We start from the raw sequence: 19146 nt of genomic DNA, 5'->3' as shown, positions 1-19146 counted from the left end.
CGGGTCAGCCCGATACCGGCACCCCTAACACTGACAGGATCCGCCAATGGCCTTAGCCAACACACCCTCCCGCCAGCAGCCTCGGACAACCGAGGTCATCACGCTGGGACTGCGGCAGAACCTGGCCCAGTTCATGCTCCTCGTCGCCGTCAACGCCCTGGTCGGCGGCACCCTCGGCCAGGAACGCACCGTGCTGCCGCTGCTCGCCGGACAGGTCTTCCACCTCGATGAGTACACCTCCGCCCTGACCTACATCCTGGCGTTCGGTCTGGCCAAAGCCGCCACCAACTACTTCGCCGGAACCCTCTCCGACCGCCACGGCCGCAAACCCGTCCTGGTCGCCGGCTGGCTCATCGCCCTCCCGGTCCCCCTCCTGCTGATCTTCGGACCCTCCTGGGAATGGATTGTCGCCGCGAACGTGGTTCTGGGCGTCAGCCAGGGCCTGACCTGGTCCACCACCGTGATGATGAAAATGGACCTCGTCGGCCCCGAACGCCGCGGCCTGGCAATGGGGCTGAACGAAGCAGCCGGCTACCTCGGCGTCGCAGGCACCGCACTGGCCACCGGATACATCGCCTCCACCTACGGACTGCGCCCCGGGCCCTTCCTGCTCGGCGCAGCCTTCATCGCCGTCGGCCTCGGCCTGTCCGTGCTGACCATCCGCGAAACACACCACCACGCCAAAGCCGAAGCCGCAGTGCACGTCCCGGTCCACGCCGGCAGCCATGCCGGGCTGAGGAACCGTGAGGTGTTCACTCTGACCAGTTTCCGGGACAAATCACTGTCCTCCGTCAGCCAAGCCGGGATGGTGAACAACCTCAACGACGGCCTCGCCTGGGGACTGTTCCCTGTCCTGTTCGCCACCGCAGGGCTCGGCATCGAACGCATCGGCATCCTCGCCGCCGTCTACCCGGCCGTCTGGGGCGCCGGGCAGCTGGTCACCGGCGCGCTCTCGGACCGGATCGGGCGCAAACCGCTGATCGCCGGAGGCATGCTCGTCCAAGCCCTGGCGCTCGGTATGGTCGCCCTCGGAAATGACTTCGGAACCTGGCTTGCCGCCGTCGTCCTGCTCGGTGCCGGCACCGCCATGGTCTACCCCACACTGCTTGCAGCGATCGGCGATGTCGCCCACCCCGAATGGCGGGCCAGATCAGTGGGCATCTACCGGCTGTGGCGCGACGGCGGGTTCGCCGTCGGCGCCCTGCTCTCCGGCCTCATCGCCGACGCCTACGGCATCCCGGCAGCCGTCGCCGTCGTCGCCGGCCTGACTGCGCTCTCCGGCATCATCGTGGCCGCACGGATGCGAAGCAGCGACCACCGCGGCCAGGGATGAACGAGTGGAACCACCTCAAGGACGGATGACCGGGATGCCCAGGTGGGTCAGGCTGACCCGGCATGAAGCGGTCCAGCGAATCCGGATCGTGGATGAGGCCGTCTCGCACGGGCGCGAGGAGGCACTTGCATGCGGTGTCAGCCCCGACGCGCTGGACTTTATGGCGAAAGCCTTCGAGGGAGAGCGCCGGGCTCGCGCCACGGACCTGTGCAGCCCAACCACCATCGACCTTGCGGCAGGCGGCCCGGCAGGGCTGCCCGGTGAAGTCTGGGTACATCCGCACATCAGAAGAGGGCGGTTCGTCGAAGGGCATTTCAGGTGCCGGGCGCAGTAGGGAGGCGACGCGGACAAACTCAGTGCAGGTGAACGGGACGCGGGGAAGCGCTGTCCCTCTGCCGTCGAACGAGAGAGGGCAAAAAGACGCAGGAACGCCTCGTCGCATCGGTAATTGAGAGATCGAGGCGTCCGCGCCCCATGCCTTCTTGCGGATGATGGTCCGGAGCCGAACGGTCGTGGCGCGGTCAGCGGGTGACGAGCTGTTGCGCTCGCTGGTGTGAGACGCCAAGTACCGCGCCGATGTCGCGGACGGTGACACCTTGCCGCTTCAGGACCATGGCCGCCTCGTGGCGCTCGTTGGCTGATGCCGCCTTCAGCTCATCGGACCTGGCAGCTAGCTCACGCGCTTGGCGGAGGTGGGCTGCGACTTCGGGCGTGTCGAAGGTGACTTCGACGTCGAAGTCGGTTTCGGGGCGTCCCGTGATCATGGCCGCAAGATCGCGGACCATTTCGGGGATCTCGGCGACCGTGCGGGCCTGAGTGGTGAGCCCGTCGATTTGGGTGGATTCCAGGTACCAGAACCGGCCGTCCCGGCTGGCCGTTACTTCGAGTTTCATTTGGTGTCCTCTCCCTTGGCCTGCTTCATGATTTGCTTGGCGAGCTTCTCGCCGATTTCATTGTGGCGCGGCACAAACGTCGTATTATCGCCGACGTTCACGCGTGTGTGCCTGCCGCCTTCCTCGGTGGTGTACTCGACGTCGAGGTCCTTTGCGGTCTGCTTGAGCTGGTTCAGGAGTTCCCGGCGCTTCATCACGAGAAAAGTCTATAGCGGACTAGGCGAGGCCGTCTAGTCCGCTATGGACTGTGCCTGGGCGAGCTGTACACCTCAGCGTCAGACGGCTTCCTCCGCGTGCTCAGCGCACCGCACCGTCGCGATCAGCTGGCCACCGCCGTCGGCCTTTACATAGTGGGTCACGTGGTTCGTGATCCTGCCGCAGTGATCACAGAAGCACGCGTGTTGTTTTGTCTGCATAGCGAGATGTTACGCAGTTCGATGGATTTAAGGCGAAATCCCGGCTAGGAATGTGGATCTCCACATGCGGCCCGGACCGCGTCCCGCATCCCGGAAACTCCAAGGGCCCGCGGGTAGAATCGGGGCCAAGAAGAACGCAGTCGCTTTCCGGAGGTACGGAGAAACAATGTCAGAATGGCTCGACGTCGGCGCGGACAACTACGTGCTGGTCACCGAAGGATCACTGCTGAACACCGGCCTGATTGTGGGCTCCGAGAGGGCCATGGTGGTCGATACCGGCTGCGGGCCGCGGCAGGGGCGCGAGATCCTGGATGCGGTGCGGGAGAAGACAGACCTGCCGCTCGTCGTGGTGAATACGCACGCGCACTACGACCACTTCTTCGGCAACGCTGTCCTCGCATCCGACGGCGCCACCGAGTTCTGGGCGCACGAAAACTGCGCCCAGGAGATCGACGACCACGGGGACCTGCAGCGCCGGTTTGTGGGAACGCTGGAGCCGGAGATGTCCACAGGCGAGGGTGAGAATGTGGAACTCGTGGTGCCCAACGCCATCGTCAAGGACCAGCCCGTGCTGGTGGACCTGGGCGGAATCACCGTGACCCTCTTCTACCTGGGCCGCGGCCACACCGACGGCGACCTCCTGGTGGGCACCCCAACCACCCTCTTTGTGGGCGACCTCGTGGAGCAGGGCGCGCACCCGTCCTTCGAGGACTCCTACCCGGAGGAATGGGCCGACAGCCTGCGCCACATCTCCGCGCTGCGCCACCGGTACGAGTTCCTGATCCCCGGCCACGGCCAGCCCTGCAGCGACCAGTTCGTCAAGACCATGGCCAACACCATGACCACCGCGGTCCGGCAGGCCCAGCAGTCCATCCGCGAAACCCCCACCGACGCCACCAAAGCCATCCCCGTGCTGCCCTACGGCCCGGAGCAGTCACGCTGGTTCATCAAGCGCCTGCAGGAGACCCGGCCGCTGCACTAGGTTTTGGAAACGCGGAACGGTCCTGATTGCAAATGGTTGCACTTAGCATGCCTCCCGCGAAGTCCAATGGCCCGTCCCGCGGACCGTGCCTCACCTGAGCCCCGTCCGGCGAGACCTCAGGCATGATTGTTGGGTGATCACCGAACATGCATTGCTCTCCGTCCGGCCCGGCATGGAGGAGGAATTCGAGACTTCTTTTGGCAAAGCGAAATCCATCATTGGTTCCATGCCAGGATTCCAGGGCCTCACGCTGTCCCGTTGCATCGAGAACCCGGCCACGTACTTGCTGCTGGTGGAATGGGCGCGGCTGGAGGACCATACCGAGGGTTTCCGGGGATCCGCCGGGTATCAGGAATGGCGTGCGCTCCTGCACCATTTCTACTCGCCGTTTCCCACCGTGGAGCACTACGAGCCTGTCTTTGTCATGTAACCGGGAGCCTTCCGCGGCGCTACGGCTTGGACGGCTCCGACATACGAATCGCCATAACGATCAGGCCAGCGATCGGGATAAGCAGCCGGAAGAGCTCCGTCCACCGGCGGCCGGCATCACGGAGGCGGCGGACGCCGACGGCGAGCGTGGGGATCATCGTGGCGATCACCCAGAGCGAGGCAAGGCTGGAACCGACACCGATCACCCCGTTGGGGGTGGCCACGTTCAGGGCGCCAAGGATTCTACCGCCGCGTACGGTCTGTGGCGATGGCGTTCCGGGCGCCGCGGCACACATCAGAAGGCCCAGCCCGCCCGTGAATTTGGTGGTGTGGAACCGTGGCCCGCGCGCCGCCTCGGTGAAATTCCAGCGGCGGTGCAGCTCGATGGACACGAGGTTGTCCGCATTGACCACGTACCAGGCCTCCGACGCCCGGGCCCAGACCCACCGCAACCGAGCCTCCGTCAGCGCCGCACCCACCCCGCGCCTGCGCCACGCCGGCAGGACCGTCACGCCGCCGAGGTAATGCCCGGAAGGTGCCGGCCCGTCGTCGTGGTCCCAGCAGTGCGCTTTTCCCCAACCAACAACGGCACGGTCAACGGTGGCCACAACAACATGCCTGTCCGGGTCTGCCACAGCCGCAGCCATGGCCGAAGGGCTCAACGGACCCCGGCCGCTGGGGTGCTCGATCGCGGCGATCGCCTGGCAGTGGCCACGGCAGCGGTGGTGGTGCTCGCGCTCAACCGGTGAGCGGCTGCTGCCCTACTCTTCGGGCATCGGCGCAGATTAGGTATCCACGAGGCGTGCCATCCCCGGCATGTCAGGCTTCATCAGCCGGCAGTTCGAAGAATAGCCAGTCGGGAAGCGCCGGAACAGCTGCTAGGGCGCCTTCTCAATTCCTTGGTTCTGTCGGGACGCCGAGAGAAGCAAGGAAGTGAAATGGCCGAATTCTAGGCGACGCGTTGTGTATGAGGAGCGCGCGGGCAGGGGCGCGAGGGAACAGGCAACCTGAATTCGCACTGAGGGTCGCTCTCAGGCTGTTTGCGGTGGGATCTGTTCGTGGCGGTGGTGGGATCTGAGTTGGATGATCCGCCCGGCGCCTGCCACGGCGACCAGGACCCCGCCGCTGACGGCGGCGATAAACAGGGCCATGCCCAGGGAAATTGTCCCGTCCAGGCCAAAGAACCTGACCCTGACGTTGTCCTGGTTCTGCACGATGAAGGCGATGAGCAGGATCAGCAGCATCAGGGCGGCCACGGTGGCCACCCAGATCATGCCTGCGCGGGTTACTGCCGGCCGCTTCGCAACGGCCGGAGCGGGCCCGGGGCCGTGCACCGGCTCCGGCGTCGGAATCGGTTCAGCATTCATGAGGTGGTCCCCTCTTTTGGTTCCCGTGGACATGACGGGCGGGTCCCGGGGCCAGGGCTGGGAAGGCTCCGGGCCCCGGGTTTCGGGTCAGTGTTTCTTGAAGGCGTCTTTGATTTTTTCCCCGGCCTGCTTCAGGCCGGCCTTCGTCTGGTCGGTCTTGCCTTCGGCTTTGAGGCTTTCGTTGCCGGTGGCCTTTCCTGCGGCTTCCTTGCCCTTGCCGCCGGCTTTCTCGGCGGTGTGCCTGATCTTGTCACCTAAACCCATGATGGCTCCTATCCATGGCCGGTCTGCCAGCCCATGCCGGCGGGACACTTTCATCCTATCGCCGGGCGAGGGCGACGGCGATAACATTCACTCGGCACCGTCGTCAGGGGCGTCCGGCGTTGTAGTGTGTTCCGATTTGGGCGGCGGTGAGTGCGGTGGAGTAGGCGGCGGCGTACCTCATCCTGCCTGTGAAGGCATGGTTGGACGGTTCGTTGGGGCCCCAGCCGGCGAGGTTGTTGTAGCCGATGCGCCAGAAGCCTTTGACAGTTTCGCCCGTGGTCGCAGACGGATCCTGCGCGGCGAGCTGGCCGTCGACATAGAGTTCCATCCCGGCCGGAGACAGGGTTGCTGCGACGTGGTGGGGTGCCCCGTCGTTGTAGCTGCCGGGGCTGGTGATGACTTTCACGGTGCCGGGGTAGACGCCGAAGACGAGCTGGCCGGCGTTGTTCATGAAGATGTGCCGGTCATAGGCGGTTGAGGTTCCGGTGGCGGTGTTGCCCCAGCCGATCAGCCGCCCGCCGGCGGTGCTTGTCCTGAACCAGACCTCCAGGGTGAAGGTGTTCGTGGAGGCCCGGGCGATGGCGCCTCCTGCCGACACGTACGTTGAGGTGCCGGTCAGGGCGTAGGATCCGCCGGCGTCCCGGGGGGTGCATGGCCGGTTCGCTGAGGTGGTGTCGGAGCTCATGGTGCCGCGGTAGGTGCCGGGGTTGTTTTTGCCGGAGAAGTCCGCCGCCACGGCGGAGCCGGAGGGTTCGGCGAGGCGGTAGGCGAAAATTGCCGCGGCCTTGTCCGCTGCCATGGCGCCTTGGCAGGTGAAGTAGGGGGCCGTGCCTGCGGTGTTGGTGCTGTTCGTGATCCGGGCCAGATAGCCGCCGGAGGTGGGAGGGGTGGCCAGCGCGGCCAGGCCGATCACCAGGGCCAGGGCGAGGGCGGCGGCAGGAAGGGCCGGGCGGAGCCGGGGTCCGCCCTGTTCCGTGGTCATCCGGGCACCCGGGCCGGTGTTTCCTGAGGGCCGCCGGAGCGCAGGCCCCGTCCGAGGACCCAGAAGACGGGCAGCAGGCAGAGCAGGGCGGTGATGATCCATCCCCACCAGGGCAGGTCGGCGGAGGAGGAGAGGTGGTAGTAGCCCTCGCCGTCGGTGGCGGTGAGTTCGCTGACCTGGCCGCTGGACAGCTCTGCCGTGGTGCCGTGCTCGGCCCGGACCGTGATCGGCAGCAGGCCGGTGGAGGCGACACTGGCCCGCGTCCCCGATTCGTCCGTGGTGACTCCGAGCAGGGTGAGGCCGATGAAGGGACGGAGCAGGATGACTGTGAGGGAAACGACGGCGCAGGCGCCGAAGAGCCGGACGGGTCCCTGCCACGGCCCGCGGATCCAGTACCTGGTCACGGCCCACACGGTCAGGCCTCCGGCCAGCAGCAGGGGCACGGCCTTAACCAGCCATCCCCAGCCGGGCAGGAGCGTGGCCACCCCGAGAATATTCTGCGGGGTCAGGACCCAGGGGTCGTCGGTTCCGTTGATGTCCCCGCGGGTGGTGATGCCCCCGGCCTCGTCGATCCCGGCGATGCGGTGGGTGTAGACCGTTCCGGGCCGCCCGGGCGGGGTGAAGGTGATGACTTCCCCGGTGTGCAGCGCGGACGCGGGCACGGGTTCGGACAGGACCAGGGAACCGACGGGTGAGCTCTGGCCCATGGAGGGGGTGGAGACAACGAACCAGCGCCAGCCGGCCAGAAAGAACAGGACCGCCACGATTACGAGCCCCGCTGCCAGCAGGGCGGCGGCGGGCAAGGCCATGCCGCGGACCCGTCGCCATGCCGGAGTCGCCATGGGGTTTCCTTTCCGTGCGGGGACGCGGGGCGGTGCCTGCGCCGGCATGACGTCATCCGGCACAGGCACCGCACCGTGTGTTTTTAGCTGGCGAAGGCCCAAGTGAGCGGCAGTGATGCGGCCAGGCCCTGGTAGGTGTTGTCTGCCGTCGTGTCGAGGGTGACCTTGATGGTGACCGGGACGTCCACGCCGGCGGCCGGGGCCGGGGTGATGCTGATCGCGGGCGCCCCGGCGAGGGTCGCGGCGGTGCCGTTGAAGATGGACGTGCCGCCGGCGGTGATGACGACCTTGAGCTTCGCGCACAGGTCCGTCGCGGTGCCGTTGACGGCGCCGTTGTTGGACTGGGCACACGCTGCGCCGGGGGTCAGGGTGAAGGTGCCGGCGTTGGCCGTGCCGATGTTTTTGATCGTGATGTCGGTGCTGACGACGTTGCCGGGCACCAGAACCGTGCTGCCGCCGAACTTGTTGATCGTCGCGCAGGTCGCGGTGTTCGCTCCGACGCCGCCGGCGCCGGAATTGGACGTGCAGGTGACGGGGGTGGTGCCGGTGGATTGTTCCTGCATCACCAGGGTGCCGGAGCCGGCGGTGTTGGCGCTGTTCGTGATGCTGGCGGCGAAACCGGAGAGCGTCCCGGTCAGTGTCAGGGACAGCAGTCCCGCGCCGGCGGCGGCGGCGATGAGAGCCAGCGGAGCGATGCGGCGGTTCTTCTTGGCGGGCATGGTGGAATCGTTCATGGCAGCTTCTTTCAGGAAGTCGTGATCAGACAGAAGGACCCCGCCGGGGCACCCTTGCGACGTGGTCCCCGGCCTGTCCATGGCGCACAGATATCCGGTGATGGTTCACGAATATCCGCTGATGCGGTCTAACCTGCGCCGTCCATGAATGATCTGCCCGGGATCCGGGCCCGAACGGCTGCACCGCTGGCGCCCGACGAACGTTACCGGCTGGTAGCCCCTTTGCCCAATTGGCTCGCCGCACCGGCACCGGAATTAGCCCACGGTCCCCGCGGGCGGTCAGCCCTCCAGGCCGGCCTGCGGTCGGCTGACCGCCCCGCACGATTCTGAACGGGGCTCCGCGGCCGCCACCGCCGCCTTGCTCAGCGATGACTACTGCATCATCCTGGCCCGCCGGATCCTGGACGCAGCCCGTGCCATCCGCGATTTATGCGGAGGTGCCGCGGAGCCGGGCTCCGCTCTCTTCCGGGGCACGGGCGGTACCCGGGATGGCGCAAAGTGCCCCGCTGTTCACGGTTGTACGGAGTCAAAGAACCGGTACTCCGGGGGATCGGTCCGGGCCTCGTGTGCCTTGGCCTGGATGAAGTCACGGTCGTCCTGGGAGAGCACCGTCTCGCCGTGCCGGTCACCCTCGTCGGTTCCGCCGGTCTCCTTGCAGATGGTCGCTGTGATCGTGCGCGGCAGGATCAGGCATCCCGGGTGGTCGATGAGCCACTGCTGTGTGGCGTGATCGAGCCGGTCCCACTGGTCTTTGATGTTCATCCCCATGAATGCTGCCTTCCCGAGTGAACGCGTATTGAGGGCCTCGGCGTCGCGCCGGTACCCGGTGTGCGTTCAGGGTACGCCCCGCCGGCAGACGAAGGACAGGGGCCGCGGGACGGAACCGTGCACCGCGGCCCGTCGAACCGTCCCATCAAGGCACGCCGGCTGCGCACAGGGATGTTCAACACCTGACCGGGCGGCTAGTGTGGGGTGTCGAGCGCACCTACCGAACGACCGGTAAGTGCGCGGGTGCTCAATGAGGAGCCGGCTGACAGCGGAGGACGTGGAGTGACGGCCAGATTTGAAGTGTTCGACGACCCCGACGAGACCTTGCCTTTCAAATTCCAGCTTCGGGCCGATAACGGTACGGTGGTGGCAGTTTCCCAGGCTCTGGACAGCATCATGGCCGTCAAGGCGGCCATCGCCGCCGTCCGGGAAAGCGCGGCCACGGCCCTCGTTGTGGACATGCGAGAGTAACCGGGGCGTGCGGGCCCCAGGTCAACGGGCGATTCCAGGCCCGACCAACACGGCATTGCCTCGTGTGACGGAAGCGCCGGCTGAGCCCTACACACAAAGGAACCCCCGGGGGTACACAGCACCGAGGTGGACCAGAGCCCCGGAATATCTGCCCTCAAACAGCGTTGGTGCAGGTCAGCGTCGAACGCCAGGTCGCGTGGGCGGTGGACATTTTGGAGGTCCAGCCCGAGGCATGCCCCGTGGTTAGACCCGGAAGACGTGCACGTGCGGATATCGTCGGTGTAGTGAGGGCTGAGCTCTTCGCGCACTGCCCCGTCGCTCCTGTCGGGGATTCGTTTCGATGGGAGTTCTATGTCTGCTGTTCAGGTCCATCCGGATGTCGCCATGGTGATGAGGGTTCTCGGCGGCCTCGCCCTCGTCTGTTCGCCCGCCAAAGTCGAGGCCGACAACGCTGAGTACGGCGCCGCGATCTCGGAAATCGGTCGGTCTCCGGTTCGGTTCCGGGTCGGCAAGCTGACCCCGACGAAGGTGGGATTGTTCGTGACGGTGTGGCGGCGCTCTCCCGGCGGGTCGACCGAACCTCTGCCTGCGGAGGAGGACCCCGACATGCTGGTGGTCTGCGTGCGGGAGGATTCCCGAGTCGGAGCATTCGCGTTTCCGAAGGCGGCGCTCGTCAAGCATGGCGTCGTGTCCGTGGGCGGCGCCGGAGGCAAGCGAGGATTCCGCGTCTATCCGCCATGGTCAGCAACGACGATTCGGCAGGCGAAAAAATCCCAGCAATGGCAGTGTAGTTACTTCTTCGAGATGGCTGACGGATCCGCCATCAATCCGCAGCGAGCCATTCGACTCTTCGTTGCGGCCTAGCTAGGAGGAGCGCTGGGGAATAGCTCTAGACGCATCCCGTGCAGAAAGCCGGAGATCAGCTCGCGATGATGATCTCCGGCTTTCTGATGCCCGGAACGATATAGCCCTTACAACGCCAGCACTTCGTCGGAATTTTCTGGCTGCTGATCTTCATTCTGGTGGCCGTCTCGTCCGGCGCCGGCCGTTAGGAACAGCTGCGAGACGGAAACCAATCTTGTCCGGAGGGATCCATCTGATGACCGGAAGCATGCCCAGCGCGCCGCGCCGTTGACGCGATTTGTCAATCCCGTGACGGACCGATAGGGTGACCTCTGATCGCATGGGGGATCACTGCTAACGTTCGGAGATCGGTGTGGCTCTCATTGACTATGTCCTGGCGCTGTGCGCGCTGTTGGGCACACTCGTGGTTCCCTTTTATGTGATGTACCACGTGCTGCGCCGGAAGCGACGCGCAGTGCGGGTGACCGCCACGAGGAGTAACCCCAGCTAGCCATGCCCTACATCGATATCAACCCGCATAAGGGCCGCCCCAAATGGCAGGCCTACGCCATCCTGGCCGTGCTTCTGGTCCTCACCGGCGCCGTCGTGATTGCCGCGCTCACCCGCGGCTGACCTCGCAATTCCGCCCCAGCGCCTAGACTTACAGATTGAATCAGTCCGTAAAGTGCCGCAGAACCTTGTGCCGAAAGTCCTGGGGGGACAGACATGCCCGATCCGGCGGATCAGAACGCACGCCCCATCGCAGAAGATGCAGGGCTACCGCAACCGCCCCGGCGACGCCGTGACCTCCGTCGCGCCGACGGTGCCCTGCAGGACGCCCAGACAGGAACCATGCCAGCCGTAACGCCAGATCTTTCGAGCACCCCCGACGCCGGCACCCCGGTTCCGCGCCGCAGTTCCTGGGCGGAGGCGGCGGCCGCCGCCGACCAAGCCAGTCCCGCACCCTCTGCTCCCATCACCTCTGCCCCCATCACCTCTGTCCCCGCGCCCACCCGCCGGCCCGCCAGGCCGCCGGTGACCCCGCTGCCTCAGGTGACGCCGCAGGACGGGCAGCCGGCCGAGCCGGACTTTGGCACCCCCGCATTGGCGTACGACGGCGACGAAGCCGCGCCGCCGTCGTCGTACGTTCCTGAGGAAGCACCGGAGCCGTCACCGGCGTTCCGGCGCATCCGCCCCACCACCGCGGACATCATCGCCGACAGCCCCATGCCCGACTTCATCAGCTCCCCGGGCCTGTTCGTCAAAGAGCAGAAGCCCCGGCCGGTAGGCGGCGTCCGCGGCGCCCTCTACTCGCTCACGGGCGGGGCCTGGAACATGGGCCCCAGCGCCAAGCAACGCGAGGAAGACGAGCTGGGCCGCCGCATCTCCCGCCAGCTGCAGGGCAGCTACAACACCGCGGTGCTGAGCCTCAAGGGCGGCATCGGCAAAACCTCCACCACGGTGGGCGTGGGCCTGACGCTGGCCGAATTCCGCGGCGACCCGCCCTGCGCCATCGACGCCAACCCGGACTCCGGCGACCTCGTGGAGCGCGCCCTCGGCGAGGGCATCTACCAGCAGGCCAGCCCGCGCACCATCACGGACCTGCTGGCGAACATCGACGGCGTTGACTCGCTCACCGGGCTGGCCCGGTACATGCACCACGCCGGCCGGCTGCACCTGATCGCGGGGGAGCAGGACCCGGAGGTCTCCGACTCGCTCACGGCCGCCGAGTACCTGCGGATCCGCAAGCTCATCTCCAACTACTACTCCGTGGCCCTGACCGACTGCGGCACCGGCGTGACGCACAACGCGATGAGCGGGATCCTGCAGTCGGCGGACAACCTGATCATCGCCGCCGGGTATGCGGTGAGCGGGGCCAAGCGTGCCCGCAGCACTCTGCACTGGCTGGCGAGCCACGGGTACGAGGACCTGGCCCGGAACGCCGTGGTGGTCATCACGGACAAGGACGAGGTCTCCTCCCGCGTGGACAAGGACGCCATCGAGGAGCACTTGGCCGGGATCTGCCGCCAGCTCATCGCCGTCCCGCACGACCGCGGCGTGGCCGACGGCGACCTGGTCACCCTGGACGTGCTGAAGCCCGAGACACGGCGGGCGTACAAGGAAATCGCGGCGTCGATCGTGGACGGGTACCGGTAGCTTCCCCCTTCCCCCCGCCTCCCCAACTAGGTAGCGCTAACTGTCGTTATGAGGGCTCAAAACGACACTTAGCGCTACCTACTTTTGGGTGGGCAACAATCTTGAGTGAACGCACCCGGCCATCTTTGGCTGATCCTGAGCATCGATCACTAGCGTCAGCGCATCAGCCATATGAAAGGTGAGTCAACGATGACCATTCTTGAATACCTCACAGGCCTGGCAATCATCCTCGGGTCCCTTATGGGTACCATGGGGCTCGCGGCGGCGGTCATGCGTCATAGGCAGCGCCACTAGTGGATCGGAAGACTGGTTTCCAGCCACTCGTGAAACGTCTGGAGCCCGACGGCGGATCCTGCCGCCGGGACCAGGTCACCGCGACGCATGGCTTGACCCATGAGGCCGGGTGCCGGTACCTTCACGACCAGCTTCCGCTGCCCGGATTTTCGCAAGTATTTGCGGACCAGGTCCGCGAGCTGCTCCCGACGGGGCCCGCCAAGATCAGCAACCCGTCCGCGGGGTCCCTGCTCGGCTGCGTCCACCAACGCCGCAGCCACTTCCCGCGCTGCGACCGGCTGAGTGATCATCTGAGGAACCAGGACCACCGGGCCAATCGACGCGGCGTTGATGGCCATGGGCACAAACTCGTGGAACTGAGTGGACCGCAGGACGGTCCACGGCACCTCTCCGTGCCGGACGGCATCCTCCTGCGCGAGCTTCCCGGCGTACAGCCCCGAAACGGCTCTGTCGATGCCTACGATCGAGAGCGCAATATGGTGCTTGGACTGAACCGCTACCTCAGCTGCGAGCAGGTTCCGGGTGGCGGCGGTGAAAAAGTCCACGGCTTTCCTGGTGGAAATCGTCTGGATTCCGGAGACATCAATAACGGTGTCCACACCCTGCAGGGCTTCGTGCAGCCCGCGGCCGGTGAATAGGTCCACGCCTTCTGATCGCGTCAGGCTGGTGACCCGGTGTCCGCGGTCCCTGGCAATAGCGACGACATGTTGGCCAACGGTCCCGGTACCTCCTGGAACGGCAATGTACATGCTCAGATCCTACGGCCCGCGGTCGGCCACACTGAAGACAGGTAGCCGCTACTCGTGTGCGCGTGTGCTGTACACCCCTAGTCTCGGACCATGGAGCGGGGTAATTACCGAACAGTACGGCGGCGCGGGCGGGCACGGCCTACCGAACGAGAGATCCTGAAGCTCGCCGCAGTGATCGGTGACTTGGACCCAGACGGTGTCAGCCGGAAGGTCGCCGTTGTCGCGCCCGTCTCCGGATTCGGCCTCCTGCGTGAATCGCTGCGGAAGATCCTGAACAAGGGATCCGGCATTCGCTGAAAGCCGGGGTGAAGTCGGTTTCGACAGGCTCAACCACCGGAGCCGTCAGGAGTCCCGATCCAGCGTGTTCGTTATATCGAACATTCCGGCCGGGGAGCCATATGATCGTTATATGGAACATTCCGAGGCGACCAGTTTCTTCAGGGCAGTCGACGCCGCATCCCTTGGCCGGTCGATCGCCGACGCCCGCAAGGAAGCAGGACTTACCCAGCAGTACGTCGCCGAGAAATTGGGGGTCACGCGGGGAACCGTTGTCAGGCTTGAACACGGCGAGCCCGTCTCCATCGTCATCGCCATGAACGTCATCCGGGCGGTAGGCCGTGATGTCGCTCTAATCCCACGTTTCGCCCGGCTGCAGGTGAAGCACCAAAGCCTTTAGGCACACCTGCACGCACGCCACATCACCCTGAACTGAGGGAGTGGCCGGGGTTTCGACAGGCTCAACCACCTGGCGGGCTCAACTACCGGCCGCATGCTCAACCACGGGATCCGTCAGAAGTCCCGGTGAATTGCGTGTGACAAAAATTGTCTAGTGGTTGAAGTGGGGGTGTCCCGCCGCGGATGGCCGGGTAGGCGCTTGGGGTGTGCGCGACATATCTGAGCTCAAATGTTGCGCACATCACATTCGTTGCCTACTCTGGATGAGGCTGCAGAGGCGCGGCCATTGGCCGCAGCGTCGCGGCCTCCCCGGCTGCAGCGTCGCAGCCAAGCAAGGAAGGCATGATCATCTTGTCCGAAAAGCTCAGCATTCTCGTCCGTATAGATCTCGACCACGCGAAGGCCCAGGTCCTCGCCAAGGGCCACGTCACCGTTCACAGCATCCAGGCCCTCTACGTGGTGGTGAAACGCGCCAACGCATTGAAGCACAACCTGGACCTGGAATTGGACGTGCGTAACGCCCGCGTGGATCCCGAAGCCCTGCGGCAGCTTCAGGCCTGCTCCGAGACCCATCACCTGCCCGCCAGGATTGACCCTCAGCAGACGCACTGCACGCTGAGCATCCTCCCGCCCCGCCGCGTCACCGCCAAAGCCGCCGAGTTCAGCCACGCCGCCGCCTGACCCACGCTTCATTTAGCGCGAACGCCGGCGCGACAACCCGCAACACCCCGCGCGAACCGGCAGCTAATGACCTCAAATCCCGGATTTGGCGTCATTTGCTGCCTGTTCGCGAGCTAGCTGTTCGCGCGTGGACAAGGGGCTTAACTGTCCGTTTGCGCTGTAGTCGAGGGCCGCCGTCGATGGTTATCCGACGGCGGGAATCCCGCCGGCCAATTCCGCCGCGGCGGCGAGTGCCCAGCGGTCGTTCTCCGGATCGAAGAAGACCACCATGGATGCGTCGGCTTCGCGGGCCTCGTCTAGGGCGAACAGCAGGGCATCCTCCAGATGCTGCGCGTGCTCCAGCCGTTCGGGAAGCGTGCCCGGAAGACCGCCGTCGTCAATTACGACGTGGGCCTTGCCGTCCACGATGACCTTCAGCGCAAAACCCTGGTCCTCATGCAGGGACCCCCGGGTGGATGCGATTTCCGTGACTTTGTCGGCCCGGACCAAACCGTTGTTGATGGTGCGGATCCACACTTCACCCATGAGACCTCCTTGGCTGAGAGGGGCAGGCGGAAGCGCCCCACAAGGCAAACGTTAGTCCTCGCAGGGCCGCTTGTGACCCCCTGAAGGCTGGCGAATTTCCGGCGGCATAGGATAAATCTGATGACTTCGCCAGGAACCCCACAGCCGTTCAACTTCCGAAGCATCGCCATACCCGCCTTCGGGCCGGCCCTGCTGTTCTGCATCGGCGAAGGCGCGGTCCTCCCGGTGGTGGTCCTCTCCGCCCGTGACCTCGGCGCCTCAGTAGCGGTGTCGGCGCTGATCGTCACGCTGATCGGGCTCGGCTCGTGGTTTTTCAACCTGCCGGCCTCCCTCATCACGCTCAAGTTCGGCGAACGCTGGTCCATCGTCGGCGCCGCTGCGGTGGGTGCCCTGGCGCTCGCGGCCGCCGCCATGTCATCCATGATTCCCAACGGACTGTGGCTGCTCGCGGTGGCGATGGCCGTCGTCGGGATGGCCGCCAGCGTCTTCAGCCTGGCGCGGCAGAAGTACCTCACCGAGGCCGTGCCCGTCCAGTTCCGGGCGCGGGCGCTGTCGACGCTGGGCGGGGTCAGCCGGATCGGCGTCTTCATCGGGCCGTTCATTGGTGCCGGGGTGATGCAGTTCGCCGGGATCGCCGGAGCGTACTGGGTGGGGGTGGTGGGCATGGCGGCCGCCGCCGTTTTGGCGGTCACCATCCCGGACCTGGTGGTCCCGCCAGCGCCCGACGGCGGCCACAAGGGTCCGGAGCCGACGCTGCGGAATGTGGCGGTTTCGCATGCCCGCGTGTTCCTGACGCTGGGTTTGGGGGTCCTGCTGCTCAGCGCGCTGCGCGCGTCCCGCCAGGTGGTCATCCCGCTGTGGGCGGACCATCTGGGCATGGATCCGGCCCAGGCGTCCGTGATTTACGGACTGTCCGGGGCGATCGACATGCTGGTGTTTTACCCGGCCGGCAAGGTGATGGACCGCCGCGGCAGGCTGTTCGTGGCCATCCCGTCCACCATCATCATGGGCATCGCGATGCTGCTCATCCCTTTGTCTGCGTCCTTTGGCGGGCTGCTGCTGGCCTCGCTGCTGATCGGCTTCGGCAACGGCATCAGCTCCGGACTGATCATGACCCTCGGCGCAGACTTCTCGCCCGACCGCGGCCGCGGCCAGTTTCTGGGGCTGTGGCGGTTCATCGCCGATGCGGGATCCACAGGCGGGCCCGTGCTGCTCTCCGGGGTGACGGCGCTGGCCAACCTCGGCGCCGGGGTCTCGGCCACCGGCCTCCTGGGGTTCGCCGCGGCCGGTGTGTTCGCGGGTGTGCTTCCGCGGCTGAGGCACCGGCGGAATTACTAACGGTCAGCGCCCCCACTGAGAAGCAAAGTGGTCGCGGAGCAGTTGCACGAAGATCTCTCGATCTAGCTATGCTGGCGCCCTGGGTTGTCGAATCTTAGTTGAGGGCGGGCTGATCAGCTGCAGGTGTATGTGCGAAGCAGCGGCGGACTGCTCCAAGCGTGAGTGGCGTCTACTTTGTAGATTGCTCGGATTTCGAGCTTGAACACGACTGTCTGACCGCCCGAGTTTGCCGTAAATACCTGATTTCCGTTGTATGTCAGCGCTTGATCCTTCGAGGACACGGTTCCACCGGCGTCCGCCGTGACCCGTAGTGCGTTCGCGTACGGCAGCGAGCCCGTGACGGCCAAGGTGACAGTGAGCGTCCTCTTGTTCTGGCTGCAGCTGGCATTCAGCGAAATCGTGGAAGTCGTCGGCGTGTTTAGGGTGGCCGTAGAAAAGCCTGTTGACGCTTGGCTGGCGGACCTGAAGGAGGCGCTTGCTGCGGGGGCGAGAATCAGGCCCAGAACGACGACGAGCGTCACGCCGATGGCGCGCACCACCCTGCCGGCAGCCGAAGTGCGGCTACCCACTGACTGCTGGTTCCGGATCCTTGCGCCAGATGGACGCCAGCAATCCAATCACCAGCACGGCCGGTGCGCCGTACATGAGGGTGTTCAGGACTACCGGCTGGCGCAAAGTGCGAATGACTTGACCCACGTAGGGGACCGTGAGGACGTGCCGGTCAACGGTCGCTCCGTTGAGCGTTGCGGTCCATGGATCTACGCCTTTGTTGGCGTCACCTTTGGTCCGCACAGCCGTCGTCCCGTCCGCATTTGTGAGTATCTGCGTGACGCGGTGGGTTTCCACCCGATGGTTCTCCACAGGAATGAGATAAGTGATGACGTCGCCCACTACGATTTCACCGACTGCGGTGGGGACCGTGACCACAACGTCGCCCGCGTGGATCAGTGGGGACATCGAGCCGGTGAGCATCGTGGACGTCTGATAACCCAGGGCCCGGGGACCAACAGCGAGGAAAAGGAACGCAGACACTGCCACGACGAGCATCGTCGTTGTGAGGACGTTGGCCCCGCGGCGAAAGCCGGTTTTGACGCGCGACGCAGCCCGTGCGGAGATGAAGGTCCCAGCGCTGCCGCGGGGGGTGCGGGGGCGCTGGGACAGCTCAGTTACCTGGGCGGCGCTGCGTGCCGCTGTCGGAATTTCAGTTACTGCGCTCATCGCTATCCAGCCTTGAGGACGGTCTGTTGGTGCTTCTGGCTATTGGTTGGCGGTGCCGGGTTCGTGACTGCCCCCAACCCACAGGACTGACGGCTACTTGACTTGGCCCGTGCGCTGCGTCGCGTCGAACGTGAAGCCGATGGTGCTGGTCAGGCCCTGGAAGGTGTCGTCTGCCGTAGAGGGCAGGGAGGTAGTGATCTTGAGCTTGTCCTCAGCACCAGACGTAATGGATGATAGGCCGGTAAGTGCGGTGCCCGAGCCGATGATCGCGCTCTTAGCCAAAATGGTGGACTTGATCCCCGAGCAAGTGTCTTCCGCGGCAGCCACGACTGTCCAAGCGACGGTGCAGGACTCGATGGTCAACTGCAGGCCGTTAGTTGTCTCCGTGGTGAGCTTTGAGGCGACGGTGGGCGCTGTGGTGAGCGTCACGGTGTTCAGGTTGGAGTTGCCAGTGTTCTTCAGTGTGGCGAACTTTTCGACGGAGTCACCGGGCAGCAGGCCGGTGACGGCGACACTCAGGGTCCCCGGATCGGTCAGGTCGATATCGACGGTGCCAGCAGTGACCTGCTCATCGACCTGTGTTGTGGTTCCCGTGAATGCGCCGTAGGTGCCCATGCCTGCGACTGCGGCGGCGGTGCCCACCAGTGCGACGGAAGCCAGAATCTTGCCGGAAGTGGTTTTCAAGCTGATGCCCATGAGAAGAATCCTTTTCGACGTTGCCCACCCCCAGGTGGGCCAGCCGCCCCCCAGTGGGTCGACCGTGAATGCCAGACTCACGCGGGCTGGCAAGAACCACTTTTCCCGACGAGACGCAACTTACACCTGCGTAATTCCTCAAGATTCTGTCAAGGTTGTTGACGTTTGCGCAGGTCAGAGGCTAATTACATCCATTTGTTGGATTAAAGGCGGCGGCAAGGTGCAGCACAGGTGGATCCTTAAACGTCCTGCGCGGGGGCATTTCGCGGCGTGGGGGAGAGCGTGAAGTTCAACGTGGTGCTCACCCTCGTGGAGATAACCGCGCTGTGCATCGTGATCGGCGTCGGCTTCTACGTCACGACGCAGGGCACCGGGAACCCGGGGGGGGGGGGGGGGGGTGGCCCTATGTTTTTTGTCAAGCGTTGGACCGGGTTTTCTTTCGCAAATGGTGTGACTTGTTTATGGGCAGGGGCGAGTGGCCAGCGGTGT

The 19146-nt window shown here is 65.4% G+C and carries 28 protein-coding genes and 1 pseudogene; 13 read left to right on the top strand and 16 right to left on the bottom strand.

Translation table 11 applies throughout. The features are described from left to right. Positions 1-46: 46 nt before the first annotated feature. On the top strand, positions 47-1333 hold the full coding sequence (locus ACVWY0_RS19080; RefSeq protein ID WP_485838075.1) for an MFS transporter: 1287 nt from the start codon (positions 47-49) through the stop codon (positions 1331-1333). A gap of 25 nt (positions 1334-1358) precedes the next feature. Further along, entirely contained in the window at positions 1359-1667 is a 309-nt protein-coding gene (locus ACVWY0_RS19075; RefSeq protein ID WP_485838074.1) for a hypothetical protein, read from the top strand. 187 nt (positions 1668-1854) lie between these two features. Here the strand turns inward: ACVWY0_RS19075 and ACVWY0_RS19070 are convergent, their stop codons facing one another. The 3 genes from ACVWY0_RS19070 to ACVWY0_RS19060 form a co-directional block, all read right to left on the bottom strand. Beyond that, on the bottom strand, positions 1855-2226 hold the full coding sequence (locus tag ACVWY0_RS19070; RefSeq protein WP_485838073.1) for a hypothetical protein: 372 nt from the start codon (positions 2224-2226) through the stop codon (positions 1855-1857). Next, the gene (locus ACVWY0_RS19065) at positions 2223-2423 is read right to left on the bottom strand and encodes a type II toxin-antitoxin system HicA family toxin (protein WP_252613790.1); all 201 of its coding nucleotides are present in this window, start codon (positions 2421-2423) and stop codon (positions 2223-2225) included. The genes ACVWY0_RS19070 and ACVWY0_RS19065 overlap by 4 nt, the downstream gene beginning before the upstream one ends. A 78-nt stretch (positions 2424-2501) precedes the next feature. Next, entirely contained in the window at positions 2502-2642 is a 141-nt protein-coding gene (locus ACVWY0_RS19060; protein ID WP_157769000.1) for a hypothetical protein, read from the bottom strand. A 166-nt stretch (positions 2643-2808) separates the two neighbouring features. On the opposite strand from ACVWY0_RS19060, the gene ACVWY0_RS19055 reads away from it, so the two are divergent. Next, positions 2809-3624 carry an MBL fold metallo-hydrolase gene (locus ACVWY0_RS19055; RefSeq protein ID WP_485838072.1) on the top strand — a complete coding sequence of 272 codons (816 nt, stop codon included), beginning with the start codon at positions 2809-2811 and terminating at the stop codon, positions 3622-3624. Between the two features lie 133 nt (positions 3625-3757). Continuing rightward, a complete protein-coding gene (locus ACVWY0_RS19050) occupies positions 3758-4054 on the top strand; it encodes an antibiotic biosynthesis monooxygenase family protein (RefSeq protein WP_485838071.1) in 297 nt (98 codons plus the stop codon). A gap of 19 nt (positions 4055-4073) precedes the next feature. Here ACVWY0_RS19050 and ACVWY0_RS19045 read toward each other — a convergent pair whose 3' ends face one another. From ACVWY0_RS19045 to ACVWY0_RS19015, 7 genes are all read right to left on the bottom strand, one after another. Next, on the bottom strand, positions 4074-4715 hold the full coding sequence (locus ACVWY0_RS19045) for a GNAT family N-acetyltransferase (RefSeq protein ID WP_485838070.1): 642 nt from the start codon (positions 4713-4715) through the stop codon (positions 4074-4076). A gap of 369 nt (positions 4716-5084) precedes the next feature. Further along, a complete protein-coding gene (locus ACVWY0_RS19040; protein WP_485838069.1) occupies positions 5085-5420 on the bottom strand; it encodes a LapA family protein in 336 nt (111 codons plus the stop codon). Between the two features lie 87 nt (positions 5421-5507). After that, positions 5508-5684: a CsbD family protein gene (locus ACVWY0_RS19035; RefSeq protein ID WP_485838068.1), complete on the bottom strand. Its 177-nt coding sequence runs from the start codon at positions 5682-5684 to the stop codon at positions 5508-5510. A gap of 103 nt (positions 5685-5787) precedes the next feature. Beyond that, a complete protein-coding gene (locus ACVWY0_RS19030) occupies positions 5788-6666 on the bottom strand; it encodes a LamG domain-containing protein (RefSeq protein ID WP_485838067.1) in 879 nt (292 codons plus the stop codon). Next, the gene (locus ACVWY0_RS19025; RefSeq protein ID WP_485838066.1) at positions 6663-7508 is read right to left on the bottom strand and encodes a S26 family signal peptidase; all 846 of its coding nucleotides are present in this window, start codon (positions 7506-7508) and stop codon (positions 6663-6665) included. Before ACVWY0_RS19025 ends, ACVWY0_RS19030 begins: the two co-directional genes overlap by 4 nt. An 83-nt stretch (positions 7509-7591) precedes the next feature. Further along, positions 7592-8242, bottom strand: a complete 651-nt coding sequence (locus ACVWY0_RS19020; protein ID WP_485838065.1) for a hypothetical protein — start codon at positions 8240-8242, stop codon at positions 7592-7594. A gap of 510 nt (positions 8243-8752) precedes the next feature. Beyond that, a complete protein-coding gene (locus ACVWY0_RS19015; protein WP_485838064.1) occupies positions 8753-9010 on the bottom strand; it encodes a hypothetical protein in 258 nt (85 codons plus the stop codon). A 282-nt stretch (positions 9011-9292) separates the two neighbouring features. Between ACVWY0_RS19015 and ACVWY0_RS19010 the strand changes: the two genes are divergently transcribed. From ACVWY0_RS19010 to ACVWY0_RS18995, 4 genes are all read left to right on the top strand, one after another. Continuing rightward, positions 9293-9481 (top strand): YegP family protein, encoded by a 189-nt coding sequence (locus ACVWY0_RS19010; RefSeq protein WP_485838063.1) that lies wholly within the window; start codon positions 9293-9295, stop codon positions 9479-9481. A 351-nt stretch (positions 9482-9832) separates the two neighbouring features. Continuing rightward, on the top strand, positions 9833-10345 hold the full coding sequence (locus ACVWY0_RS19005) for a MepB family protein (protein ID WP_485838062.1): 513 nt from the start codon (positions 9833-9835) through the stop codon (positions 10343-10345). A 352-nt stretch (positions 10346-10697) separates the two neighbouring features. Then, entirely contained in the window at positions 10698-10835 is a 138-nt protein-coding gene (locus tag ACVWY0_RS19000; RefSeq protein WP_485838061.1) for a hypothetical protein, read from the top strand. A gap of 215 nt (positions 10836-11050) precedes the next feature. Then, complete coding sequence (locus ACVWY0_RS18995; protein ID WP_485838060.1) at positions 11051-12481, top strand: MinD/ParA family ATP-binding protein; 1431 nt, start codon at positions 11051-11053, stop codon at positions 12479-12481. 290 nt (positions 12482-12771) lie between these two features. Here ACVWY0_RS18995 and ACVWY0_RS18990 read toward each other — a convergent pair whose 3' ends face one another. After that, entirely contained in the window at positions 12772-13524 is a 753-nt protein-coding gene (locus ACVWY0_RS18990; RefSeq protein WP_485838059.1) for an SDR family oxidoreductase, read from the bottom strand. Between the two features lie 90 nt (positions 13525-13614). Between ACVWY0_RS18990 and ACVWY0_RS18985 the strand changes: the two genes are divergently transcribed. The 3 genes from ACVWY0_RS18985 to ACVWY0_RS18975 all read left to right on the top strand — a co-directional run bounded on the left by ACVWY0_RS18985 (position 13615) and on the right by ACVWY0_RS18975 (position 14880). Beyond that, positions 13615-13821: a hypothetical protein gene (locus tag ACVWY0_RS18985; protein WP_485838058.1), complete on the top strand. Its 207-nt coding sequence runs from the start codon at positions 13615-13617 to the stop codon at positions 13819-13821. A 112-nt stretch (positions 13822-13933) separates the two neighbouring features. Further along, complete coding sequence (locus ACVWY0_RS18980) at positions 13934-14200, top strand: helix-turn-helix transcriptional regulator (protein ID WP_485838057.1); 267 nt, start codon at positions 13934-13936, stop codon at positions 14198-14200. Between the two features lie 341 nt (positions 14201-14541). Beyond that, positions 14542-14880: a hypothetical protein gene (locus ACVWY0_RS18975; RefSeq protein WP_485838056.1), complete on the top strand. Its 339-nt coding sequence runs from the start codon at positions 14542-14544 to the stop codon at positions 14878-14880. Positions 14881-15020: 140 nt separating this feature from the next. Here the strand turns inward: ACVWY0_RS18975 and ACVWY0_RS18970 are convergent. Next, a pseudogene (locus tag ACVWY0_RS18970) lies at positions 15021-15092 on the bottom strand (hypothetical protein); the annotation flags it as partial. Beyond that, entirely contained in the window at positions 15064-15405 is a 342-nt protein-coding gene (locus ACVWY0_RS18965) for a hypothetical protein (RefSeq protein ID WP_141141367.1), read from the bottom strand. The gene ACVWY0_RS18965 and the pseudogene ACVWY0_RS18970, both read right to left, overlap by 29 nt. A gap of 120 nt (positions 15406-15525) precedes the next feature. Between ACVWY0_RS18965 and ACVWY0_RS18960 the strand changes: the two genes are divergently transcribed. Then, on the top strand, positions 15526-16743 hold the full coding sequence (locus ACVWY0_RS18960) for an MFS transporter (protein WP_485838055.1): 1218 nt from the start codon (positions 15526-15528) through the stop codon (positions 16741-16743). 113 nt (positions 16744-16856) lie between these two features. Here the strand turns inward: ACVWY0_RS18960 and ACVWY0_RS18955 are convergent, their stop codons facing one another. From ACVWY0_RS18955 to ACVWY0_RS18945, 3 genes are all read right to left on the bottom strand, one after another. Next, entirely contained in the window at positions 16857-17312 is a 456-nt protein-coding gene (locus ACVWY0_RS18955) for a hypothetical protein (protein ID WP_485838054.1), read from the bottom strand. Beyond that, a complete protein-coding gene (locus ACVWY0_RS18950; RefSeq protein ID WP_485838053.1) occupies positions 17305-17961 on the bottom strand; it encodes a signal peptidase I in 657 nt (218 codons plus the stop codon). Before ACVWY0_RS18950 ends, ACVWY0_RS18955 begins: the two co-directional genes overlap by 8 nt. Positions 17962-18054: 93 nt before the next feature. Further along, positions 18055-18657, bottom strand: a complete 603-nt coding sequence (locus ACVWY0_RS18945; protein WP_485838052.1) for a TasA family protein — start codon at positions 18655-18657, stop codon at positions 18055-18057. 282 nt (positions 18658-18939) lie between these two features. Between ACVWY0_RS18945 and ACVWY0_RS18940 the strand changes: the two genes are divergently transcribed. Continuing rightward, positions 18940-19146 (top strand): hypothetical protein (locus tag ACVWY0_RS18940; RefSeq protein WP_485838051.1); only part of this gene is annotated, 207 nt, incomplete at its 3' end.

Source organism: Arthrobacter sp. UYNi723 (genome assembly GCF_054057635.1).
The sequence above is the reverse complement of the archived record's forward strand: the minus strand, read 5'-3'. Positions and strand labels throughout refer to the sequence as shown.

What these genes read in the sequence shown, in the direction of transcription:
- ACVWY0_RS18960 (WP_485838055.1), top strand. Translation starts at nt 15,526, where the DNA reads ATGACTTCGCCAGGAACCCCACAGCCGTTCAACTTCCGAAGCATCGCC.
- ACVWY0_RS18980 (WP_485838057.1), top strand. Translation starts at nt 13,934, where the DNA reads ATGGAACATTCCGAGGCGACCAGTTTCTTCAGGGCAGTCGACGCCGCA.
- ACVWY0_RS18995 (WP_485838060.1), top strand. Translation starts at nt 11,051, where the DNA reads ATGCCCGATCCGGCGGATCAGAACGCACGCCCCATCGCAGAAGATGCA.
- ACVWY0_RS18985 (WP_485838058.1), top strand. Translation starts at nt 13,615, where the DNA reads ATGGAGCGGGGTAATTACCGAACAGTACGGCGGCGCGGGCGGGCACGG.
- ACVWY0_RS18950 (WP_485838053.1), bottom strand. Translation starts at nt 17,961, where the DNA reads ATGAGCGCAGTAACTGAAATTCCGACAGCGGCACGCAGCGCCGCCCAG.
- ACVWY0_RS19020 (WP_485838065.1), bottom strand. Translation starts at nt 8,242, where the DNA reads ATGAACGATTCCACCATGCCCGCCAAGAAGAACCGCCGCATCGCTCCG.
- ACVWY0_RS18965 (WP_141141367.1), bottom strand. Translation starts at nt 15,405, where the DNA reads ATGGGTGAAGTGTGGATCCGCACCATCAACAACGGTTTGGTCCGGGCC.
- ACVWY0_RS19080 (WP_485838075.1), top strand. Translation starts at nt 47, where the DNA reads ATGGCCTTAGCCAACACACCCTCCCGCCAGCAGCCTCGGACAACCGAG.
- ACVWY0_RS18945 (WP_485838052.1), bottom strand. Translation starts at nt 18,657, where the DNA reads ATGGGCATCAGCTTGAAAACCACTTCCGGCAAGATTCTGGCTTCCGTC.
- ACVWY0_RS19015 (WP_485838064.1), bottom strand. Translation starts at nt 9,010, where the DNA reads ATGGGGATGAACATCAAAGACCAGTGGGACCGGCTCGATCACGCCACA.
- ACVWY0_RS19060 (WP_157769000.1), bottom strand. Translation starts at nt 2,642, where the DNA reads ATGCAGACAAAACAACACGCGTGCTTCTGTGATCACTGCGGCAGGATC.
- ACVWY0_RS19005 (WP_485838062.1), top strand. Translation starts at nt 9,833, where the DNA reads ATGTCTGCTGTTCAGGTCCATCCGGATGTCGCCATGGTGATGAGGGTT.
- ACVWY0_RS19035 (WP_485838068.1), bottom strand. Translation starts at nt 5,684, where the DNA reads ATGGGTTTAGGTGACAAGATCAGGCACACCGCCGAGAAAGCCGGCGGC.
- ACVWY0_RS19075 (WP_485838074.1), top strand. Translation starts at nt 1,359, where the DNA reads ATGACCGGGATGCCCAGGTGGGTCAGGCTGACCCGGCATGAAGCGGTC.
- ACVWY0_RS18990 (WP_485838059.1), bottom strand. Translation starts at nt 13,524, where the DNA reads ATGTACATTGCCGTTCCAGGAGGTACCGGGACCGTTGGCCAACATGTC.
- ACVWY0_RS19025 (WP_485838066.1), bottom strand. Translation starts at nt 7,508, where the DNA reads ATGGCGACTCCGGCATGGCGACGGGTCCGCGGCATGGCCTTGCCCGCC.
- ACVWY0_RS19070 (WP_485838073.1), bottom strand. Translation starts at nt 2,226, where the DNA reads ATGAAACTCGAAGTAACGGCCAGCCGGGACGGCCGGTTCTGGTACCTG.
- ACVWY0_RS19030 (WP_485838067.1), bottom strand. Translation starts at nt 6,666, where the DNA reads ATGACCACGGAACAGGGCGGACCCCGGCTCCGCCCGGCCCTTCCTGCC.
- ACVWY0_RS19040 (WP_485838069.1), bottom strand. Translation starts at nt 5,420, where the DNA reads ATGAATGCTGAACCGATTCCGACGCCGGAGCCGGTGCACGGCCCCGGG.
- ACVWY0_RS18975 (WP_485838056.1), top strand. Translation starts at nt 14,542, where the DNA reads ATGATCATCTTGTCCGAAAAGCTCAGCATTCTCGTCCGTATAGATCTC.
- ACVWY0_RS19055 (WP_485838072.1), top strand. Translation starts at nt 2,809, where the DNA reads ATGTCAGAATGGCTCGACGTCGGCGCGGACAACTACGTGCTGGTCACC.